The 20668-nt window shown below is 73.0% G+C and carries 20 protein-coding genes and 2 pseudogenes; 17 read left to right on the forward strand and 5 right to left on the reverse strand.

Going from position 1 to position 20668, the window contains the following annotated elements; translation table 11 throughout:
- Window positions 1-2: 2 nt before the first annotated feature.
- Window positions 3-1127, reverse strand: coding sequence for a TIGR03364 family FAD-dependent oxidoreductase (locus IAG44_RS42385; protein ID WP_187752325.1), 1125 nt, complete (start codon window positions 1125-1127; stop codon window positions 3-5).
- 131 nt (window positions 1128-1258) lie between these two features.
- Window positions 1259-2014, reverse strand: coding sequence for a GntR family transcriptional regulator (locus tag IAG44_RS42390; protein WP_187752326.1), 756 nt, complete (start codon window positions 2012-2014; stop codon window positions 1259-1261).
- Between the two features lie 129 nt (window positions 2015-2143).
- On the opposite strand from IAG44_RS42390, the pseudogene IAG44_RS42395 reads away from it, so the two are divergent.
- From IAG44_RS42395 to IAG44_RS42435, 9 genes and pseudogenes are all read left to right on the forward strand, one after another.
- Window positions 2144-3258: pseudogene (locus IAG44_RS42395) on the forward strand (cytochrome P450).
- Window positions 3252-3389, forward strand: a complete 138-nt coding sequence (locus tag IAG44_RS42400; protein ID WP_187752327.1) for a hypothetical protein — start codon at window positions 3252-3254, stop codon at window positions 3387-3389. Before IAG44_RS42395 ends, IAG44_RS42400 begins: the two are co-directional and overlap by 7 nt.
- Before the next feature lie 48 nt (window positions 3390-3437).
- Entirely contained in the window at window positions 3438-4823 is a 1386-nt protein-coding gene (locus IAG44_RS42405; protein WP_187752328.1) for a glucose/sorbosone family PQQ-dependent dehydrogenase, read from the forward strand.
- Between the two features lie 7 nt (window positions 4824-4830).
- Entirely contained in the window at window positions 4831-4980 is a 150-nt protein-coding gene (locus IAG44_RS42410) for a hypothetical protein (RefSeq protein ID WP_187752329.1), read from the forward strand.
- A 10-nt stretch (window positions 4981-4990) separates the two neighbouring features.
- On the forward strand, window positions 4991-5797 hold the full coding sequence (gene pqqB, locus IAG44_RS42415; protein ID WP_187752330.1) for a pyrroloquinoline quinone biosynthesis protein PqqB: 807 nt from the start codon (window positions 4991-4993) through the stop codon (window positions 5795-5797).
- 251 nt (window positions 5798-6048) lie between these two features.
- A pseudogene (pqqC, locus tag IAG44_RS42420) lies at window positions 6049-6711 on the forward strand (pyrroloquinoline-quinone synthase PqqC); the annotation flags it as partial.
- The gene (locus IAG44_RS42425; protein ID WP_187752331.1) at window positions 6708-6941 is read left to right on the forward strand and encodes a pyrroloquinoline quinone biosynthesis peptide chaperone PqqD; all 234 of its coding nucleotides are present in this window, start codon (window positions 6708-6710) and stop codon (window positions 6939-6941) included. The pseudogene pqqC and the gene IAG44_RS42425, both read left to right, overlap by 4 nt.
- Window positions 6929-8050, forward strand: coding sequence for a pyrroloquinoline quinone biosynthesis protein PqqE (pqqE, locus tag IAG44_RS42430; RefSeq protein WP_187752332.1), 1122 nt, complete (start codon window positions 6929-6931; stop codon window positions 8048-8050). Before IAG44_RS42425 ends, pqqE begins: the two co-directional genes overlap by 13 nt.
- A 62-nt stretch (window positions 8051-8112) precedes the next feature.
- Window positions 8113-8751, forward strand: a complete 639-nt coding sequence (locus tag IAG44_RS42435; RefSeq protein WP_187752333.1) for a TetR/AcrR family transcriptional regulator — start codon at window positions 8113-8115, stop codon at window positions 8749-8751.
- A gap of 267 nt (window positions 8752-9018) precedes the next feature.
- On the opposite strand, the gene IAG44_RS42440 is transcribed toward IAG44_RS42435, so the two are convergent.
- A complete protein-coding gene (locus IAG44_RS42440) occupies window positions 9019-9711 on the reverse strand; it encodes a maltokinase N-terminal cap-like domain-containing protein (protein WP_187752334.1) in 693 nt (230 codons plus the stop codon).
- A gap of 103 nt (window positions 9712-9814) precedes the next feature.
- Between IAG44_RS42440 and bla the strand changes: the two genes are divergently transcribed.
- The 6 genes from bla (at window position 9815) to IAG44_RS42470 (ending at window position 16336) form a co-directional block, all read left to right on the forward strand.
- The gene (gene bla, locus IAG44_RS42445) at window positions 9815-10708 is read left to right on the forward strand and encodes a class A beta-lactamase (protein WP_187752335.1); all 894 of its coding nucleotides are present in this window, start codon (window positions 9815-9817) and stop codon (window positions 10706-10708) included.
- 320 nt (window positions 10709-11028) lie between these two features.
- Window positions 11029-12546, forward strand: a complete 1518-nt coding sequence (locus IAG44_RS42450; protein ID WP_187752336.1) for an alpha-N-arabinofuranosidase — start codon at window positions 11029-11031, stop codon at window positions 12544-12546.
- 21 nt (window positions 12547-12567) lie between these two features.
- Window positions 12568-13557 carry a LacI family DNA-binding transcriptional regulator gene (locus IAG44_RS42455; RefSeq protein ID WP_246563196.1) on the forward strand — a complete coding sequence of 330 codons (990 nt, stop codon included), beginning with the start codon at window positions 12568-12570 and terminating at the stop codon, window positions 13555-13557.
- A 377-nt stretch (window positions 13558-13934) separates the two neighbouring features.
- A complete protein-coding gene (locus IAG44_RS42460; protein WP_187752338.1) occupies window positions 13935-14150 on the forward strand; it encodes a CbtB domain-containing protein in 216 nt (71 codons plus the stop codon).
- Window positions 14151-14170: 20 nt separating this feature from the next.
- Complete coding sequence (locus IAG44_RS42465; RefSeq protein WP_187752339.1) at window positions 14171-14941, forward strand: CbtA family protein; 771 nt, start codon at window positions 14171-14173, stop codon at window positions 14939-14941.
- A 132-nt stretch (window positions 14942-15073) separates the two neighbouring features.
- Entirely contained in the window at window positions 15074-16336 is a 1263-nt protein-coding gene (locus tag IAG44_RS42470; RefSeq protein ID WP_187752340.1) for an MFS transporter, read from the forward strand.
- Here IAG44_RS42470 and IAG44_RS42475 read toward each other — a convergent pair.
- Window positions 16308-17441 carry a globin domain-containing protein gene (locus IAG44_RS42475; RefSeq protein ID WP_187752341.1) on the reverse strand — a complete coding sequence of 378 codons (1134 nt, stop codon included), beginning with the start codon at window positions 17439-17441 and terminating at the stop codon, window positions 16308-16310. The two genes, IAG44_RS42470 and IAG44_RS42475, sit on opposite strands and share 29 nt — an antisense overlap.
- A gap of 99 nt (window positions 17442-17540) precedes the next feature.
- The gene (locus tag IAG44_RS42480; protein ID WP_187752342.1) at window positions 17541-17984 is read right to left on the reverse strand and encodes an RrF2 family transcriptional regulator; all 444 of its coding nucleotides are present in this window, start codon (window positions 17982-17984) and stop codon (window positions 17541-17543) included.
- A gap of 73 nt (window positions 17985-18057) precedes the next feature.
- Between IAG44_RS42480 and IAG44_RS42485 the strand changes: the two genes are divergently transcribed.
- Both IAG44_RS42485 and IAG44_RS42490 read left to right on the forward strand, forming a co-directional pair.
- Window positions 18058-18861, forward strand: coding sequence for an aminoglycoside phosphotransferase family protein (locus tag IAG44_RS42485; protein ID WP_187752343.1), 804 nt, complete (start codon window positions 18058-18060; stop codon window positions 18859-18861).
- A gap of 294 nt (window positions 18862-19155) precedes the next feature.
- Window positions 19156-20568: a carboxylesterase/lipase family protein gene (locus IAG44_RS42490; protein ID WP_187752344.1), complete on the forward strand. Its 1413-nt coding sequence runs from the start codon at window positions 19156-19158 to the stop codon at window positions 20566-20568.
- Window positions 20569-20668: the final 100 nt, after the last annotated feature.

Consider the following 20668-nt stretch of genomic DNA (forward strand, 5'->3'; position numbering starts at 1 on the left):
GTTCACCAGCCCAGCCGGTCCGCGGTGGTCTCGGCGATCGACGGCGCACAGGTCATGCCGCGCCCGCCGGGGCCGGTGACCAGCCAGACGCCCTCGCGGACCTGCTGGCGGTGCACGACACGGCTCGTGTCGAGGCACTGCGCGTACACGCCGGCCCAGCGGCGGCGCACCGGGGGGAGGGGACGGCCGAGGAGGGACGCGGCGACGCCCGCGAGATGGTCGTAGGGGTCCTCGACGGTGTCGAAGGAGAAGGGGTGCGCGTACTCGTGGGTGTCGCCGACGGTGAGGGAGCCGTCCGCGCGCTGGACCATGAGGAGCTGCATCCGGTGCTCGGCCGCCGTGTCCGGCTGCGGCTGACGGGCGTTGAGCGCGTCCAGGGCGGGGGAGGCGTACGCCGGGTAGTAGCGGAAGCTGTCGGCGTCCGCGACCGAGGTGGTCAGCACCTCGCCGAGCGGGGCCGTCTGCATCATCTGCAACCGCACGCGCCGCACGGGGAGTCCGGGTCCGGCCAGCTCGCGGACCAGGCCGCCCAGCCAGGCGCCGGTGCACAGGACGACGACGTCGCCCGTGTGGACGTCCCCGTGGTCGTCGCGGACCGCGCGCTCGCCGATGACCTCGCGGACCTCGCGGCCCGGCAGGAACGTGTAGCGGGGGTCGGCCAGCAGCTCGGCGCGCAGGGCGCGCTGGGCGGTGCGGGGTTCGACGGCCGCGTCCCGCTCGCAGTACAGGGCCGCGTCGAACGCGCCGCGCAGCGCCGGGTTCAGGGCCCGTGCCTCGCGCGGCGCGAGCAGTTCGCAGCCCCGCTCCTTCGCGTCCTCGCGGGCCGCCGCGGACTCGGCGACGGCGTGCTCCAGGGCGCCGCGCACGACGGTCAGGGAGCCGTTCGCGCGGAAGCCGAGCGCCGGGACGCGCTCGCCGAGCCGCTGCCACAGCTCCCTCGCCCGCAGGGCGGCCGTCAGCTCCTCGCCGCCCGCGCGTCCGCTGACCCAGACGAGTCCGAAGTTGCGCAGCGACGCCCCTCGGGCCTCCGCCTCGCGCTCGATGTGTACGACCTCGTGGCCGCGTTCCCGTGCTTGCCAGGCGTGCAGGGTGCCCACCACGCCGGCTCCGACGACTATCACTCTCACGACCGCCACGCTCCTCGCCGTGCGGGAACCGGAAAGGTCCGGCTGACAACGGGAGCATGAACCGCTCATCACGTTTGGGCTAGACCCGTTATCTTGTTGTGATGATGAGGGGGTGGTCGAATCGGTCCTCGTCAGCTCTTGAGGTGCGTCGAGAACGAGAACCGGTCCCCCCGGTACAGGCTCCGCACCCGCTCCAGCGGACGGCCCTCGGCGTCCCGCGACACGCGGTGGATCAGCAGCATCGGGAGCGCCGGGGACGTCCCGATGAGCAGCGCCTCGCGCGGGGTGGCGAGGACCGTCTCGATGCGTTCGTCGGCCTGGCCGAGCCGGATGCCCTGCCCGCCCATGTAGGCGTAGAACGAGGAATCGGGATCGAACTCGGCGTCCAGGCGCGGGAGCCGGGCGACGGAGACGTACGTGGACTCCAGGCCCACCCGCTCGTCGTCGGCCAGCAGCACCCGCTCCAGGTGCCACACCGGCTCACCGCGCGTCAGCCCCGTCTCGTCGGCCAGCGGCGCCGGGCACGGGAACCGGTCGAGGGCGACGAGGGAGCGGCCCGGCGTGCGGCCCTGCCTGCGCACGCCCTCGGTGTAACTCGCCAGCGCCAGCGGCTGCTCCAGCTTCGGCCCCGCCACCACCGTCCCACGCCCCTGCCGGCGCAGCTTGCCTTCGAGGAGCAGCTCCCGCAGCGCCTGGCGCACCGTCTCGCGCGCCACGTCGTAACGCTCGGCGAGGTCGCGCTCGGTGGGGATGACGGCGCCCTCACCGAGCCCGCCCACCAGAGCGTCGATACGGGCCTTCACCGCGTAGTACTTCGGGACACGGCCGTGCTCGGGGACACCGGAGCGGACGGGGGCGCCGGGATGCTGGTCATGGGGGTAGTCCACGCGGTGATCGTCGCAGACGCCGTACCCGGCGGGTGCCGCGACCCCGCCGCGCAACGGCCGAACCCGCTCCTTGCCGCCCTCCGCGCACCTGCGTAGCGTCGACAGCGCCCCTGTCGGAGGTGGTGTGCGGTGTCCGAGACGCTACGGCTCCCCCTGCCCGCCGAAGGCCCCCTGGAACCGCCCCGCGCCTGGGCGGAGTTGCGCCGCGAGTGCCCGGTCGCGACGGTCCGGCTGCCCAGCGGCGACGAGGCGGCCCTCCTCACCCGCTACGACGACGTCCGCACCCTGCTCTCCGACCCCCGCTTCGCCCGCCCCACCAGCCAGGACGGCGCGGGCGGCCCCGTGGCCGACGGCGAACTCCAGGACGCCGTCCCCGACCGGGGCGAGGGACACCAGCAGTGGCGGCGGCAGGTCGGCAAGTACTTCACCGCCAAACGCATGACCGCCCTGCGCCCCGCGATCGCCGTACGGGCCGGCGAACTCGTCGACGCCATGGCCGAACAGGGCCCGCCCGCGGCGTCCCCGCCGAGGACGGCGACCGCTTCGCGCACTGGTCCGACGCCTTCCTCAACGTCAGCCGCTGGACGCGCGAGGAGAGCGCCGCCGTCTGCGCGGAGTTCGACGCCTACCTGCCCCGGCACATCGCCGGTGTCCGCGCCCGCCCCGGTGACGACCTGCTCAGCATGCTCATCGCCGACCAGGACGACGCCAGTGACGCCTGGCTCCTGCGCACCGGCATGGGCCTGCTCGTCGCCGGCCACGAGACGACCGCCAACGCGATCGGCAAGACCGTCGCGATGCTGCTGGCCGACCGCGCCCGGTGGGAACGCCTGCTGGCCGCGCCCGAGTTGGTGCGCACGGCCGTCGACGAGGCCCTGCGCCTCGACGTCAACCTCGGCTTCGGGCTGCGCCGTTATCTCACCGAGGACGCCGAGATCGGCGGCGCCCACCTGCCGCGCGGCGCCACCGTCGTCTGCGCCCTGCCCGCCGCCAACCGCGACGCGGCCGTCTTCGAGGCCCCGGACGACATGCTGCTCGCCCGCAGCCCGGGCCTGCACCTCGCCTTCGGCGTGGGCCCGCACGCCTGCCTGGGCCAGAGCCTCGCCCGCACCGAACTCCAGATCGCCCTGGAGGTACTGCTGCGCCGCCTCCCCACCCTCAGGCTCGCCGTCCCCGTCGGCGAACTCCGGCGCGCCGAGGGCTTGTTGGTGGGCGGACTGAGCGAAGTGCCCGTCACATGGTGAGACTCGCCGTCGACCGCGCCCGGTGCTGCTGCGCCGGGAACTGCGTCCTGCTCGCCCCCGAGGCGGCGGCCGTCTGCCCCGTCTCGACCATCACTGTGCGTGAGGACATGGCCGGGATGCGTGACCAGTGAGCCGACTTTAGGGTGAGGCCGCGAGGGGGCCCTCCCGAAAGGTCAACGATGAGAAAGCTTCCGTCGGCACTGGCTCTGGCCGCCGTCGCGGCGCTCGTCTGCTCCTGCGGCAGCGACGACGGGGCGTCCACCGGCTCCGAGCAGCGCGCCGCCGTGAACCTGGCCGCCACGACCGGCGTCAAGGTCGTCACGACCGGCCTCGGCGACCCCTACGAGATGATCCAGGGCCCCGACGGGCACCTGTGGGTCACCGAGAAGTCCGGCCTCAAGGTCACCCGCGTCGACCCCAGGACCGGCGCCAAGACGACCGCCCTCGACCTGACCCGGCAGGCCGTCCACACCAAGGGAGGCAAGGACGGCGTCCTCGGCCTCGCCCTGCACCCCGACTTCGGCAGGAACAAGGGCACCGACCACGTCTACCTGTCCTACAGCCACCGGCAGGGCACGAAAGAGGTCACCAGACTCGCCCGCTACACGGCGCACAACGGCAAACTCTCCGCCGAGCAGACCGTCCTCGACGGGCTCCCCGCCGGCGACGACCACCAGGCCGCCCGCCTGCGCTACGGCCCCGACGGCAAGCTCTACTACTCGATCGGCGACCAGGGCGCGAACTACCTCGCCCACTACTGCGTCCCCAACCAGGCCCAGAACCTGCCCACCGCCGGCCAGATCGCGAAGAAGGACTGGTCCGCCTACCCCGGCAAGGTCCTGCGCCTCAACCCCGACGGCTCGATCCCCGCCGACAACCCCACCCTCGACGGCGTCCGCAGCCACGTCTACGCCTACGGCATGCGCAATCCCAACGGCATGGACTTCCGGGGCGAGGAACTGTTCACCGCAGAGAACGGCCCCCTCACCGACGACGAACTCAACCGCGTCGAGAAGGGCGCCAACTACGGCTGGCCGAACGTCGCCGGGTACAAGGACGACAAGGCGTACGTCTACTCGGACTGGGCCAAGGCCAAGGGCGGCTGCCAGAAGGTCACCTTCACCCCGAACCCCGGCGAGGCCCCCGCCCAGGTGCCCACCACCAGGGAACGGGACTTCACGAAGGACATGAAGGCCCCGCTCAGCACCTACGGCACCACCGTCAAGTCCGGCCACGACTTCGGCGTCACCAAGGTCTGCACCGACCCGAACACCTCCTACATGTGCTGGCCGACCATGGCCCCCGGAGCCCTCAAGGTCGCGGGCGACGAATTCCTCGTCACCTCCCTCAAGAACGGCACCGTCTACCGGATCGGCAAGGAGGGCACGTCCTTCAAGCAGCTCCACCAGAGCGTCAACCGCTACCGCGACGTCGCCCTGAGCCCCGACGGCAAGACCCTCTACATCGCCACCGACAGCGCCGGTCTCGTCCACGGCCCCGGCGGCGCCCCGACCGGCAAGCTCGCCAACCCCGGCGCGATCCTCGCCGTCCCCCACGGAAAGTGAGACAGAGATGACCCAGCACGAGGAACGGGACGACAAGCCCGCCCACCGCACCGCCGAGCCGGCCGCCGAACCGGGCTGGCAGCGGCCCAGCTACCAGATCGTCGAAGCCTCCATGGAGATGTCGGCGTACTTCCTCACCGACCGCTTCGACCGCTAGGGGCCGCGCCGTGCGCCTGCACGTCCTCGGTACGGCGGCCGGAGGCGGCGTCCCCCAATGGAACTGCGCGTGTCCCGGCTGTACCGGGGCGCGCGCCGTCCCGTCCCGCCGCAGACTCCACGCCTGCCTCGCCGTCGAACTCGCACCCGGCCGCGTCTACCTAGTCAACGCGACCCCCGACATCGGCGAACAGATCGAACGCTGCCCCTGGCTGCGCCCCGACGGCCGCCGCACCCCCCTCGCCGGGGTGATCCTCACCGACGCCGAACTCGACCACACCCTCGGCCTCGCACGGCTCCGCGAGGCCGACGAACTGGAGATCATGGCCACCGACGCCGTCCGCAAGGCGGTCGGCGAAGGGCTGCGCCTCGACGAGACCCTCGCCCCGTACGTCCGGCTGCGCTGGCGCGACGTCGAAGGCGCCGAACTGCTGCCGGTCTCCGGCAAACGCCCGCGCTACGCACGGGACTTCGGCGACGGGCAGTGGGTCAGCGCCCTGCGGATCGGCGGGCTGGTGTACGCCCCGGCGATGGGGGTGTGGCCCACCGGGTTCGGGGACGGCGCGGACGTCGTCTTCGCCGACGGGACGTTCTGGGACGACGACGAGCCCCGCACGGCCGGGTTCTCGTCACGGACCGCGATCGAGATGGGGCACCTGCCGGTGACCGCGACCCGGGAACGGCTCGCCGCGCTGCCTGCGCGGTGTCTGTACACGCACCTCAACAACACGAATCCGCTGGTCGATCCGGGGGCACCGCAGCATGCGGAGCTGAAGGGGGTCGAGGTGGCTTCGGAAGGGACGGTCGTCGAATGGTGAGCGGGCTGGAGAGTGGGCTGGAGAGCGTCGAGGCGGGCGCAGGCGTAGGCGCGGGGGCCGGAGTCGGGGGCGGGGCGGGAGCCGAGGGCGCGGGTGTGGCGGGCTCCGGTGGTGGGGCGCGGGGCGTCGGCGCGGTGGACCTCGGGGGTGTGGCGCGGGGCGCCAGGGCGCTGGGCTCGGCGGACGCCGTCGGCCGCGTTGCCGCTTCCGATCGTGCCGCCCTCGATCGTGCCGCCCTCGACCGTGTCGCCTTCGAGCGGGAGCTGCGGGCCGTGCCCGAGCGTCGCTACCATCACCGGCATCCCTTCAACCTCCGTATGCACCAAGGGGAGTTGAGCCCGGTCGAGCTGCGTGTCTGGATCCTCAACCGGTTCCACTACCAGCGGCACATCCCCGTCAAGGACGCCCTGATCCTCGCCAAACTCGACGACCCCGCGCTGCGCCGCATGTGGGTGCGCCGGATCACCGACCACGACGGCACGGCGGACGACGAGGGCGGCATCGAACGCTGGCTGCGCCTCGGCGAGGCCGCCGGGCTCGACCGCGCCGACCTCCTCTCCGGCGAGGGCGTCCTGCCCGGCGTCCGGCTCGCCGTCGACGGCTACGTCAACCTGTGCCGGAGTGCCACCCCGCTCGAAGCCGTCGCCGCCTCGCTCACCGAGCTGTTCGCGCCCGACATCATGACGACCCGCATCGCCGCCTTCCAGGCCCACTACACCTGGATCCGCCCCGAGGGCCTTGCCTACTTCAAGTCCCGTGTCCCACAAGGCCGCAGGGACTCCGGCGAGGCCCTGTCGCTCGTCCTGGAGTGGGCCCGCACCCGCGAGCAGCAGAAGGCGGCCGTCGCCGCGCTCGCCTACAAATGCGAGGTGCTGTGGACCCTTCTGGACGCCGTCGACCGGTCCGGCGCATGACCTGGCGCCCCGCCCTCAGCCCGTACGCCCGCGTGCGTGACTGCCCCGTGCGGAAACGGACGCTGCTGATCGTCCCGGAGCGGATCGTCGTCCTCAGCGCCGAGGCCGCCGCCGTCGTCGCCCTGTGCGACGGCTCCCGGACCGTGCCCGAGATCACCGCCGCGTTCGGCGGGGCCGACGGCATCACCGAGTTCCTGGACGACGTGAAGGAGCGCGGATGGCTGCGCTGAACCCGCCCTGGGCGATGCTCGCCGAACTCACCCACGGCTGCCCGCTGCGCTGCCCCTACTGCTCCAACCCCACCGAACTCGTCCGCGCTGCCGACGAGTTGACCACCGAGGACTGGCTGCGCGTGTTCACCGAGGCAGCCCGCCTCGGCGTCGCCCACGCCCACCTCTCCGGCGGCGAACCCCTGCTGCGCCGCGACCTCACCGAGCTGGTCGCGGGCGCCGCCGACGCCGGGATCTACGCCCAACTCGTCACCAGCGGACTGGGGTTGACGAAGGGCCGGCTCGCCGAACTGACGGCGGCCGGGCTGCCCAGCGTCCAGCTGTCCGTGCAGGGCGCGGACGCCGTGACCTCCGAACGCATCGCCGGGCGGCGGTCGTTCGCCGCGAAGGAGCGGGCCGCCGCGCTGATCCGGGACGCGGGACTGCCGCTCGGCCTCAACGTCGTCCTGCACCGGCACAACCTCGACGGCCTCGACGCGATCCTCCAACTCGCCGTCGACTGGGGCGCCGTACGCGTCGAACTCGCCAACACCCAGTTCTACGGCTGGGGGTTGCGCAACCGGGCCGCGCTCATGCCGAGCCGGGAGCAACTGGCCCGCGCGCAAAGGGTGGTGGAGGCGTGGCGGGGGCGGACCGGCATGGAGCTGATCTGGGTCGTGCCGGACTACTTCGACGGGGTGGCGAAACCCTGCATGGGCGGCTGGGGCGCGATCTCCCTGACCGTCGCCCCCGACGGACGGGTCCTGCCCTGCCCCGCCGCCTACGACCTCCCCCTCGACGCGCCCAGCGTCCACGAGCACTCCCTTGACTGGATCTGGTCGCACTCACCCGCGTTCAACGCCTACCGGGGCACCGGCTGGATGCCCGACCCCTGCCGCACCTGCGCCCGCAAGGACGCCGACTTCGGCGGCTGCCGGTGCCAGGCGTTCGCACTCACCGGGGACGCGGCACGCACCGACCCGGCGTGCGCCCTGTCGCCGGACCACGGCCTCGTCACCTCCCTCACGGGGGCGCGGGGCGGGGAGTTCGTCTACCGGGGCTACGGAAATCGTCCAAACGCGCGGGACAGGGCTAGGGTCGGTGCGGTGGACCCAGCGGTACGCGACTGACGGCGCCCTGACCAGCGCCGGGGGGCAAGCGCGTACGCGGCGCAGAGACGGAGAGACACGCAATGACCCGGGGGAGACCCGAGCGCAAGCAACGTGCCAACGGCGTCGAGTCGCGGCGGCGGATCCTCGACGCCGCCGTGGAGATCGCGGGGGAGCGGGGGTACGAGGGGACGTCGATCGCGGCGGTCAGCGCCAAGTGCGGGCTGCCCGCCAGCTCGATCTACTGGCACTTCAAGGACAAGGACGACCTGATCGCGGCCGTCATCGAGCGCAGCTTCGAGACCTGGCTCGCCGCCGTCCGGCTGCCCGGCGAGGACGAGGGGACACCGCTGGAGCGGGTGACCCTCATGGCCGCGAACGTCGCCCGCTCCCTCGTCGAGGCGCCCGACTTCCTCCGGCTCGGCCTCATGCTCGCCCTGGAGCACCGACCCGTCCAGCCCAGCGGACGCACGGTCTTCCTCCACGCCCGCGAGATCGCCCACCAACGGGTCGCCGATGTCGTCCGCACCTTCTTCCCCACGCTGGACGAGACGGCCGTACGGACCGTGACGACGTACGCCGTCGCCGGGTCCGACGGGCTGTTCGTGCAGCGGGAGATCGGCGGGGAGAGCGTGGACCTGGTCGCGCTGCTGGAGCTGCACGCGCGGACGGTGTACGGGCTGGCGGAGGGGATGTCGGGAGGGGGCGAGGGGGGAGCGTAGCGGGGGTGCGTGGTGTTGAGCCCGTGTCCGGGACTGGTGCGCGTGCGGTTCCTGGCCGACTCGAGCCGACTCGGGGGCGGCACGGGCTTGCGCCTCCGTCCCCGCGCCTCGCCGCCGCGCGTCGCGGGCCCTGTCGTCCCGGCCCGGACGGTGTGAGGCGGGCCCGCTGCACGATCCGGCCCGCCCTCGGCGCCGGCCTGTCGTCAGCGTCGGCTCGCCCTCAGCGCCGGTTCGCCCCAGCCCCGCCCCGTCCATGCTCCGTCTCGGTCAGTCCCGCTGCTCGATCACCGCGAACACGCCGCGTACCCGGTGGCCGGTCAGGTCGGTCCAGGCGCCGGTGATGTGGCCGAGGGCGTGTGGGGGAGGGGTGGTGGGGGCGGTGGTGAGGAGGCGGTGGAAGTGGACGGCGGGGCCGTCGGGGGTGGTGAGGGTGGTGCCGTCGGGGGTGTCGGTGACGGTGACCGCGCCGGTCAGGAGGGGGGCTTCGGCGGTGCAGGCGTGGGCGATCTCCTCGTCCACGGTGTCGTTGGTGCTCTGCGCCTGCGCCTCGACGCGGCCCGCGAGGAACGCGGTGAGCGTACTGGTGAGGACCGGGTCGTGGACGCCGTCGTAGACCCAGCGGCGGCCCAGGACGCCGTGCTCCAGCGTGCCGACGAGAGCGTGGTCCGCGCCGGGGAGTTCGGCGCCGCGGTAGGTGAGGGGGAACAGGTAGGCGTGCGGCCCCTGCGCGTCGGCCGGCCCCTGCGCGTCGGTCGCGTCCTGCCCGTCGGTCGGGCTCTGTGCGTCGGTCGCGACGAAGAACTCGATGCCGACCTCGCCCCGCGGGTCGTCGAGCCGGAACCCGCCCGCCTTGGCGAGCTGTGGCGCGCCGCCGCCCCGGTACCAGGGGCGGGTGGGGAGCCAGGGGGTCAGCAGCTCCGGCTTGGTCGGCTTGAGCGTGGTGCGGTGGATGATCGACATGACCCAGGATTCTCCACCAATGCGCGTGTGATCGAAACTGATCGACTCCCGGTCGCGTCTTGAACGACTGAGCCAAGATCAACGACCGTAAGGACGGACGACCATGGCACGACCGAACACGAACAGCCTGAAACGTCGCACCCTGCTGACGTCGGCAGCCGCGGCGGCCCTGACGGCGGGCGTGGCGTCCTCGGCCCACGCCGCCGGCACGCCGGGCGCGTCCGGCGCCTTCCGCGCCCTGGAGGACGAGTACGCCGCCCGGCTCGGCGTCTTCGCCCACGACACCGCCACCGGACGGACGCTGACGTACCGCGCCGACGAACTCTTCCCGATCTGCTCGGTGTTCAAGACGCTCGCGGCGGGCGCGGTCCTCCGCGAGGGCGTGGACCTGGACCGCCGGATCCACTACACCCTGGACGACGTCACCGCGTCCGGCTACGGCCCGGTCACCGCCGAGCACGTCGCCACCGGCATGACCGTCTCGGAACTCTGCGCGGCTACCGTCTCCCACAGCGACAACGCCGCCGGCAACCTCCTCCTGCGCGAACTTGGCGGCCCCACCTCGATCACCCGTTTCGCCCGCACCCTCGGCGACCCGGTGACCCGCCTGGACCGCTGGGAGCCCGACCTCAACTCGGCGGAACCCTGGCGCGAGACGGACACGACGTCGCCCCGGGCGATCGCCCGCACGTACGCGCGCCTGATCCTCGGCACCGCCCTCCCGTCCGGCGCCCGCACCCTCCTGACCTCCTGGCTCGTCGCCAACACCACCAACACCGCCCGCTTCCGCGCCGGCCTGCCCGCCGACTGGACCCTCGCCGACAAGACGGGCGGCGGCACCGCCTACGGCGTCGCCAACGACGTGGGCGTGGTCTGGCCGCCCGGCCGCCCGCCCCTGGTGATCGCGGTCCTGTCGACGAAGCACGCGGCGGAGGGCCCGAGGGAGGACGCGGTGGTCGCGCGGGCGGCGAAGGCCGTGGCGGACGAGCTGGGCTGAAGGGGCGATTGACGGGGCCGCGAGCCGTGTCGCCGAGGGGGCGCGGCCCGCTTGCTGTGAAGCAGGGGCCGCGCTCGCGCGGTGGGCGCGAGGCGGACCCGGTCCGCGCCGCGCAGGTCGGCACCGGTCCGTTCCCCGTCGCCTCTCGCTCCCCGCGCGGACAGCCATAGCTGTCACCACCGATCAGCGAGCGAAAGTTTCCGTAACCGCGAGGGAGCGGGACGGCCTTGACGGTCCCGGCGGCCACGTGTGAGCGTTTTTATCGCTACAAACGATCGGCGTATCACCCTACAAGTCACCGCAAATCCCTGGGAGTAGCTGTGCCCAACGCCACCGTGGTCGTCAACCTCGACATCGAGGGCCCGGCGATCAGCCGTCACCTCTACGGTCACTTCGCCGAGCACCTGGGCCGGTGCGTCTACGGCGGGTTCTGGGTGGGAGAGGACTCGGAGATCCCGAACGAGGGCGGGATCCGGCTCGACGTCGTGGAGGCGCTGCGCGCGCTGAACATCCCCAACCTGCGCTGGCCCGGCGGCTGCTTCGCGGACGAGTACCACTGGCGGGACGGCGTGGGGCCGCGCGAGGAGCGGCCCCGGATGGTCAACACGCACTGGGGGAACGTCGAGGAGAACAACCACTTCGGCACCCACGAGTTCATGGCGCTGTGCGAACTGCTGGGCGCGGAACCGTACATCAGCGGCAACGTGGGCAGCGGCACCGTACGGGAGATGAGCGAGTGGGTCGAGTACCTGACCCGCGACGGCGACAGCCCGATGGTGCGGCTGCGCAAGGCCAACGGCCGCGAGGAACCCTGGAAGGTGACGTACTGGGGCATCGGCAACGAGACCTGGGGCTGCGGCGGCAACATGCGCGCCGAGTACTCCGCCGACCTGGCCCGCCAGTACGCCACCTACTGCCGCGACCACGGCGAGAACAAGCTGTACCGGATCGCCTCCGGCGCCTCGGACGCCGACTACAAGTGGACCGAGACGCTGATGCGGCAGATCAGCTGTTTCGGATGTGACGCGACACCCAGGAACTTCTTCCAGGGCGTGTCCGTTCACTACTACACACTCGCCGGACCCTGGGAGGCGAAAGGCAGCTCGACCGACTTCGACACCGACACCTACTACCGCACGATGCTCGCGGCCCGCCGCATCGACGACATCCTCACCGGACACTCCACCGTCATGGACATCTACGACCGTGGCCGCACGGTCGGCCTGATCCTCGACGAATGGGGCACCTGGTGGGACGTCGAACCCGGCACCAACCCGGGCTTCCTCTTCCAGCAGAACACCATGCGCGACGCGCTCGTTGCCAGCACGCACTTTGACATCTTCCACAAGCACGCGGCCCGCCTCCACATGGCGAACATCGCCCAGACGGTCAACGTCCTCCAGGCGATGATCCTCACCGACGGCGACCAGCTGGTCCTCACCCCCACGTACCACGTGTTCGAGATGAACAAGGACCACCAGGACGCCGCCTCACTCGCAGTCCACCTCAAGGCCGACGAGGCCCGGCGCACGGTCGGCGACGCGGAACTCATCACCGTCTCCGCCTCCGCCAGCGTCAAGAACGGCAAGGTCCTCGTCTCCCTCTCCAACCTCGACGCCGACGAACCGGCCGAGGTCACCCTCGACCTGCGGGGAGGCACCCTCGGAGACCCGGTCGCCCGGCTCCTGACGGCGGGCCGGGTCCAGGACCACAACGCCCCCGAGGCACCCGAGACCGTCACACCGCGCCCGTTCGACGGGGTGAAGCCGGTGGACGGCGGCCTGACCCTCACGCTGCCCCCGCACTCCTTCCTCACCCTCCAGGCCCCGCTGCGCTGACCGGTGACGACCATCCAGGACGTGGCGAAGGCGGCCGGGGTCTCGGCGATGACCGTCTCCAACGTCATCAACGGCCACCCCAACGTGCGGCGGACGACACGGGAGAAGGTCCTGGAGGCGATGGCCCGGCTCGACTACCGGGTCAACGTCGCCGCCCGCAACCTCCGCAAGGGCCGCACCGGCACCATCGGCCTCGCCGTGCCCGAGGTGAACAGCCCCTACTACAGCCGCCTCGCCGCCGGCGTCATCGCCGCGGCGGCCCGGCGCGGCCTGCGCGTCGGCATCGAACAGACCGGAGCCACCCGGGAGAGCGAACTCGACGCCCTCTCCCTGTCCCGCAACCGGCTCTACGACGGCCTCCTGCTCAGCGCCGTCGGCCTCGGCCAGACCGACGCCGAACGCCTCGCCCCGGACCAGCCGGTGGTGGTCCTCGGCGACCGCATCACCGGCGGCCCCGTCGACCACGTCGGGATGCCCAACCTGGAGGCGTCCCGGGCCGCCGTGACCCATCTGGTGGAACGCGGCTGCCGGCGCATCGCGCTGGTGTGCGGCGCGGTCGACGAGGTCGACACCTCCAGCCTGCGCCTCGCCGGCTACCGGCAGGCCCTCACCGACGCGGGCCTGCCGCACGACCCCGAACTCGTCCGCGAGGTCAGCCGGTTCACGCTCGCCGAGGGCGCCCGGTGCGCGCGCGACATGGTCACGTCCGGCCTCGACCCCGACGGAGTGTTCTGCGTGACCGACACCCTCGCCACGGGCGTCCTGCGCGGCCTCGCCGACACCGGCGTCCCCGTGCCCGGCCGGGTCAAGGTCATCGGGTTCGACAACATCGCCGAGAGCGCCTACCTCGTCCCGTCCCTGTCCAGCGTCGACCCCGACCACGACGCGATGGCAGAACACGCCGTCGCCCTCCTGGCCGCCCGCATCGACCAGGACGAACCACCGCCCCGGTACGAGGAGTTCGTGAGCGGCTTCACGCTCGTGATCCGCGAGTCGACCGGAGGTCCGTGAGAAGACCCCCGATGGACGCGGTGTCCCGAGCACACCCCGGCCGGGCCTGACCTCACGTCAGCGCCCGCATCCACCCGGTGCCGGCCGGGAGCCTGGGGTGGCTGAGGGGGCGGATGCGCGGTGACACGCGCGCCGAGCGCCTGGCGAGCGCGGACGTACGCCGGCGTCTCGACGGACATGCCTGGTGACGAGGGGTTGGTCGGGTACACGTCACACGGTAGTGTCGCCCCGACAACGACGACGGCAGGACGGAAACCGGTGAGAACCCGGCACGGTCGCGCCACTGTGTGTCCCTCTCCCGAGGGGCGAGTCAGACCCGTAGCCGTCGTACGGAGCACCACCGAGACGGGACGCGAACTCCCGAAGGAGGCCCTGCCATGGCGCAGCACGTCGCCCAGCCGACCACCGCCACCGCCCCCCTCAAGCTGCCGTTGAAGGCGATCGCCCCTTGGGCGGTCTTCTTCGGCGTCCTCATGCTGGTTCTGCTGTACTTCGTCGGCGCCGAACAGGGCGCCACCTCGCTGCTGTCCGGCGAGGAAGTCCACGAGTGGGTGCACGACGCCCGCCACCTGCTCGGCTTCCCCTGCCACTGAACAGGGGCGCCGACACCTCCATGGATTCCACGACCGTACGGAACCTCCTCGTGCGGGGCATGCTCGCCGGTCTCGCGGCCGGCGTGCTCGCCCTGATCGTCGCCTACGTCCTCGGCGAACCGTCCGTCGACAAGGCGATCGGCTTCGAGGAGGCCCAGGCCCAAGCGCACGCCCAGGCCCATGCCCACGAGCACGGACACGAGGTCGAACTCGTCTCCCGCTCCCTCCAGTCCACCGCCGGCCTCGCCACCGGCATCCTCGTCTACGGCGTCGCCTTCGGCGGCATCGCGGCCCTCGCCTACTGCTTCGCGCTCGGCAGGGTGGGCCGCTTCAGCCCTCGGGCGACCGCGCTGCTGCTGTCCGGGTGCGCGCTGCTCGCCGTCTACGTCGTCCCGTTCCTCAAGTACCCCGCCAACCCGCCCGCCGTCGGCGACGGCGACACCATCGGCAAGCGCACCACCCTGTACTTCCTGATGCTGGTGCTGAGCGTCCTGCTCGCGGTCGGAGCCACGATCCTCGGCCGGCGGCTCGCGCCGGGGCTGGGCACCTGGTGGGCGAGCGTGGCCGCCGTCGGCGCGTTCATCGCCGTGACCGGGCTGGCGTTCGCGTTCCTGCCGTCCGTCAACGAGGTGCCCGCCGACTTCCCGGCCGACGTGCTGTGGCGGTTCCGGGTCTCCGCGCTCGCCATCCAGGCGACGCTGTGGGCCGGATTCGGGCTCGTCTTCGGGGAGTTGGCGCACCGGCTCCTGGAACCGAGGCCGGCGGCACGGCGGACCGCCGTCACCGTCTGACCCGAGGGGCCCCGGAGACGGGGCCCTCCGAGTCCCCAGCAACGAAGGAGCCGATCGGCCAGCAGCCCCCAGCCGCGCCGCATCACCCCCGACGGACGCGAAAGCGGCCACGGACCCCGGAGCCGCCTCCCCATGACGACCACCGCGACGAAGCCCCCCACCGCCGACACCGCCCAACGCCGCATCCTGCGCGTCCTGGTCGCCTCCCAGATCCTCAGCGGCCTGGGCCTGGCCGCCGGCGTCACCGTCGGCGCCCTCCTCGCCCAGGACATGCTCGGCTCCACCACCCTCGCCGGCCTGCCCAGCACCCTCCTCACCGGGGGTGCCGCGCTCACCGCCGTCACCGTCGGCCGCGTCTCCCAGCGCCGGGGCCGCCGTCCCGGTCTCGTCCTCGGCTACCTCGCGGGCGTGCTCGGCGCGGCGGGCGTCATCGCCGCCGCCGTCCTGGACAGCCCCGCCCTGCTGTTCACCGCGATGTTCGTGTACGGGGCGGGCTCGGCGACCAACCTCCAGGCGCGGTACGCCGGAGCGGACCTCGCGGCGCCGGGGCAGCGGGCCCGCGCGGTGTCCACCGTCCTCGTCGCCACCACCCTCGGCGGCGTGGCCGGCCCCAACCTGACCGCGCCCACAGGGGAGTTCGCCGAACGCCTCGGCATCCCGAACCTCGCCGGGCCCTTCCTCCTGTCGGGCGCCGCCTACGCGCTCGCGGCGGCCGTCCTCGCCGTCAGTCTGCGCCCCGACCCGCTGCTGCTGGCCCGCGAACGGGTCACGCACCCACCGGACGGCGCCACGCCCGCGCCCCGCGAGAGAGGCGAAGGCAGCGTCGTCCTCGGCGCGTTGGTCATGGTCGTCACGCAGCTCGTCATGGTCGCCGTCATGACGATGACACCGGTCCACATGCACGACCACGGGCACGGCACGACCGCCTCCGGGCTGGTCATCGCCCTGCACATCGCCGCCATGTACCTCCCCTCGATCCTGACCGGCCGTCTCACCGACCGCCACGGACCCCTGCGCACGGCCGGCGCCTCCGCGCTCACCCTGCTGGCCGCCGCCGTCCTCGCCGCCACCGCCCCCGCGTCGTCGGTCCCCCTCCTCGCGCTCGCCCTGGCGCTCCTCGGCCTGGGCTGGAACCTGGGCCTCGTCTCCGGCACCGCCGTCATCACCGACGCGATCCCCCTGGCGACCCGCGCGAAGACGCAGGGCCTCGTGGACGTCTCCATCTCGCTGGCCGGCGCCACCGGCGGCCTGACCTCCGGCCTTGTGGTGAGCGCGGCGGGCTACCCCGAACTGGCCCTGACGTCAGGGGTGCTGGCCCTGGGCCTGCTTCCGGTGATCGCGGCGACGGCGTACTCGGCCCACCGGGCTAGGCGCTCAACCAGTGGTCGGGAGTGAAGAGTTCGTAGTGCACCGCGTCCGCCGCGACACCCCGGCCGAGGAGCCCTGCGCGGACAGTGCGCAGGAACGGGAGCGGGCCGCACAGGAGCGCGGTGACGTCCGGGGAGACCTCGACGGCGTCGAGGTCCACCGGGCGGTCGTAGCGGAGATGGAGCATCGCGTGCGGCAACTCCTCCACCAGGCGCAGGAGTTCGGCGCGATGGGCGTGCGCCGACGGGGCGCGGTCGGCGTGGACGACGGTGACCCGGCGCGGGGAGCGCGTCGCGGCGAGATGGTCGAGCATCGAGAGCAGCGGCGTCGTGCCGATGCCGGCCGAGACGAGCAGCAGCGGGCCGTCGCCGTCCGGGAGCGTCAGGGTGCCGTACGGGGCGGAGACGGCGAGGGTGTCGCCCGGACGGGCGTGCGCGTGCAGCCAGTTGGAGACCTCGCCGTCGGGACGGCGCGTGCCGTGGACACGCTTCACGGTGATGCGCCAGCCGGGCCGGGCCGGACCACGGGAGAGGCTGTACTGGCGTATCTGCCGGGCCCCGTCGGGCAGTTGGACCCGCACGCTCACGAACTGGCCCGGCACGAAGGTGCCGTGAGGGTCACGGAGGGTCAGGGAGATGACGTCGGGTGTCTCCTGGACGCGCTCGGCGATCGTCAGCTCCTGCCAACCGCCCTTCTCCCGACCGAGGTTCGCCTCGGCGGCGATCAGCGTGTCCGCCATCGACCAGTACACCTCGTCCCAGGCGGCGGCCACCTCCGGCGTGACGGCGTCGCCCAGGACCTCCGCTATCGCCGCGAACAGATGTGTGTGGACGACCTTGTACTGCTCCGGGGTCACGCCGAGCGACGCGTGCTTGTGCGCGATGCGGGCCGGCATCGCGTCCGTGCGGGCGTCCGGCCGCTCCAGGAGCATGCCGGCGTAGGCCACGATCGAGCCCGCGAGCGCGGTGCGCTGCTCACCGCTCGCCTGGTTGCCCCGGTTGAACAGGTCGCGCAGGAGGCCGGGGTGGGCGGCGAACAGGCGCGCGTAGAACAGGCCCGCGATCTTGTCGAGGGACGCGCCGACCATGGGCAGGGTCTGACGGATGACGGGGACCGACCGCTCGGAGAGCATCGGACCTCCTTAATTAGAGTATGGAATACCAATTAAAAGGTGTGCGGAAGCGGTTTGAGGGGTGCGCGGAAGACGGCCGTCACGCGGCCGCGAGGCCCCTCACTCGGGCCCGCGCACCCCCAGCCCCACGAGCACGGGCCCCGTGGGCGAGGCCACCAGATCACCCACCACCAGCGGATCCAGCGCCTCGAAGAACGCCTCCTGTGCGTCCCGCAACGCCCCCCGCAGCCGGCACGCCGCACGCAGTGGACACGGCGGATCGCCCTCACAGGCGACGACCTCCGTGTCCCCCTCCAGCTCGCGCACCAGCCAGCCCACCGAGGCGCGCCGCCCCAGCCCGGTCAGCGCCAGCCCTCCGCTGCGACCCCGCCTGGCCTCCACCACGCCGAGGTGCTGGAGCCGGCTGATCACCTTCGCCATGTGGCTGTACGGCACGTCCATCGCCGCCGCGACCTCCCGCGAGGTGAGCGACGTGCCCTCTTCCGCGACCGCGAGCCGCATCACGGCACGCAGGGCCAGGTCGGTGAACTTGGTCAACCGCATGCCGCGACGCTATCAAATACGCATCCTGGATACCTATTTGCGGGTGAGGTGAGACGGGCCATACAACGGACGCATGCATCCTCGCCCCGACGGCTCGCCGGACCAACCCGCCGTCCACGAAGGCCAGTTCCACCGCGTCGTGATCGGCGCCGACCGGGTCGTCCGCCACGCCCGCACCGAGGCCGCCGCCCGCCGCCTCCCCGCCAAGACCGCCGTCCTGCGCGTCCTCGCCGGCCTGGACCTCGGCTTCCGCACACCCCGACCGCTCGCCGAGGGAGACGGTCACGTGGTCCTGACGCGGATCCCGGGAGCGCCGCTCCAGGGCGACGCCGGCCCCGAGGTGGCCCGCCAGTACGTGGCCCTGCTGAACGCCCTCGCGGACGCGGGAGCCGACGCACGCGTGCGCGCCGCCGTGCCGGTGGGGGAGTGGACCGGGTTCGCGGCGGGCGTGCGGGCGGAACTGTTCCCCCTGATGTCCGACCCCGGCCGCGCCCGCGCCGCACGCGAACTCGCCGCGCTCACCGCCCTTCCCCGCCTCGACTCCGCCCTCGTGCACGGCGACCTCGGCCGCGAGAACGTCCTCTGGGAGACCGTCGACGGCGCACCCCGCCTGAGCGGCGTCGTCGACTGGGACGACGTCTGCCTCGGCGACCCGGCGGAGGACCTGGCCGCGATCGGCGCGAGCCACGGCGCGCGACTGCTGGGGCAGGTCCTCGCGCTCGGCGGCTGGGACACCCCGGACGTCGCCCGGCGCATCGAGGCGATCCAGGGCACCTTCGCCCTCCAGCAGGCGCTGTACGCGAGCCGGGACGGAGACGCGGAGGAACTGGCGGACGGGCTGAGGGGGTACCGGGACTCTTCCGGACCGGCCAGTTGAAGCCGCCCCCGAGACACCCCTGCCCCCGAGACGCCCCTGCCCCCGAGACGCCCCCGCGCCCGCTGCTCGGGGCACCTGGCTGGGGCGGGCACCCCCGTCGACGTACCCCGGCAGAGGACGGGGCGTCCTGAAGCACCGGCTCCACGCGTCGCGCGCGGAGGACCGACCAGGTCTCGGCTGCCCGCGCCGAACTGCGCCTTCCGTGCCGGAACTTGACCGATCCCGGTGAGCCCGGCGTGATCAAGGGCGATAGTCTCGTCCGGCCCGCAGCCCGACGCCCCGGAGGACGCCCCCATGACGCGGATCATCGACACCGGCGGCGGAAAGATCCGCGGGGTGGAGAGCGGCGACGGCGTCCTGTCCTGGCGCGGCATCCCCTACGCCGCCCCGCCCGTGGGCGACCTGCGCTGGCGCCTGCCCAGGCCCGCCGAGCCCTGGACCGGCGTCCGGGACGGCTCGCGCCCGGGGAACCCCGCGATGCAGCCGCCGCCGCTGATGCCCGCCGAACCGGGGCCCTTCGAGATTCCGCCGTGCGCGGAGGACTGCCTGTACCTCAACGTCACCGCGCCCGCCGACGCCGAACGCGCCCCCGTCCTCGTCTGGCTGCACGGCGGCGGCTACCACGTCGGCAACGGCCACGACATGGTGGGCGACGGCGCCGGCTTCGCACGCGACCACGGCGTCGTCGTGGTCAGCCTCAACTACCGCCTCGGCGCGCTCGGTCACCTCTCCCTGCCGGACGAGGAACACACCGGCGCGTACGGCACGCACGACCAGATCGCCGCCCTGCGCTGGATCCACGACACCATCGAGGCGTTCGGCGGCGACCCCGGCCGCGTCACCGTGTACGGCGTCTCCGCCGGCGCCAAGTCCATCTCCAACCTGATCGCCTCCCCGCTCACCCGGGGCCTGATCCACGCCGCCGCGACCAGCAGCGGCGGCGACCACGTCGCGACGCCCGCCCAGAGCCGCGCCCTCGCCGCCCGCTTCCGCAAGGAACTCGGCACGGACGCCCTGCGGGACGCGCCCGCCGAGGACGTCCTCGACGCGCAGAACGCGATCGCCCGGGGCATCGAGGCGACCTGGGTGTGGCGCCCCGCCGTCGACGGGCTCGCCATCCCCCGCCGGCCCACCGACGCCATCGCCGACGGCGCCGCCGCGGGCATCCCGCTGCTGGCCCAGCACTGCGTCAGCGAATGCCTCCTCTACGAGATGATCCAGCCCGGCTCCGCCGCCCGCGCCGCACACGTCCTGGAGGACGCCTTCGGCCCCACGGGCCGCGACGCCATCCTCGCCGCCCACGCCCCCGGCGACCGAGGCGCCGAGATCATGACCGCCGAGCGCTACGCCGTCCCCACCGACCGCCTCGCCGACGCCCAGAGCGCCCACGCCCCCGTCTGGCGCTCCCGCTACGACGGCCCCCTGCCACCCGCCTACGGCGGACTCCCCGCCTTCCACGGCTCCGACGCCCCCGCGATCTGGACCGGCGGCGACGGCGTCGCAGGCGAACTCCACGCCGCCTGGGGTCAGTTCGCCACCACCGGCACGCCCGGCTGGACCCCCTACACCCTCCCCGACCGGGCGACGATGCTCTTCACCGCCGACGGCCCCCGCCTGGAACACGACCCCGACGCGGCCCGCCGCACCCTCTGGGAGGGCCGGGAGTGGCAGTCGGGGACCTGGTACGCGGTCGGAGAGGGGTTCTGAGCCGCAGTGACGGGGTGGTGAGCGAGGGAGCTCGGGGTGTGCTGGCCTGGGGGTTCGGCCGGTGGATGATTCAGCAGGCCATCGAGCCGACGAGGACGGC

The sequence above is a fragment of the Streptomyces roseirectus genome, assembly GCF_014489635.1.
Lineage (GTDB): Bacteria > Actinomycetota > Actinomycetes > Streptomycetales > Streptomycetaceae > Streptomyces > Streptomyces roseirectus.